The 513-nt window shown below is 66.9% G+C and carries 1 protein-coding gene; it reads left to right on the plus strand.

Annotated features, from left to right (window positions below; translation table 11 throughout):
* Positions 1-26: 26 nt before the first annotated feature.
* Positions 27-513, plus strand: a 487-nt coding sequence (gene cobO / locus QZH66_RS18335) for a cob(I)yrinic acid a,c-diamide adenosyltransferase (protein WP_305807221.1), incomplete at its 3' end; no start/stop codon positions are given.

The raw sequence follows: 513 nt of genomic DNA on the forward strand, positions 1-513 counted from the left end.
CCGAGGGCGAACGCCGCGGCCTGGTCATCGTCCACACCGGCGATGGCAAGGGCAAAAGCACGGCGGCCTTTGGCCTGGCGCTGCGCGCGCACGGGCGCGGCAAGGCCGTGAAGATCTACCAGTTCATGAAAGTGCCGACGGCGCGCTTTGGCGAGCACCGCATGTTCGAGCAGATCGGCATCCCCATCGAAGGTTTGGGCGATGGCTTTTCATGGAAGAGCAAAGACCTCGAACATTCCGCGCAGCTGGCGCGCGACGGCTGGGAGAAGGCGCGCGCCGCCATCCTGTCGGGCGAGCACTTTTTGGTGGTGCTCGACGAGATCACCTACCCGCTGATCTATGGCTGGCTGCCGCTCGAACCGGTGCTGGAGACGCTGCGCAGCCGCCCCAAGGACGTGCATGTGGTGCTCACGGGCCGGCGCTGCCCGCCCGAGATCATCGAGCTGGCCGACACCGTGACCGAGATGCAGCTGGTCAAGCACGCGTTCCAGGCCGGCATTCCGGCGCAGCGCG

It is taken from the genome of Stenotrophomonas sp. YIM B06876, assembly GCF_030711595.1.
Classification (GTDB): Bacteria; Pseudomonadota; Gammaproteobacteria; order Xanthomonadales; family Xanthomonadaceae; genus Stenotrophomonas.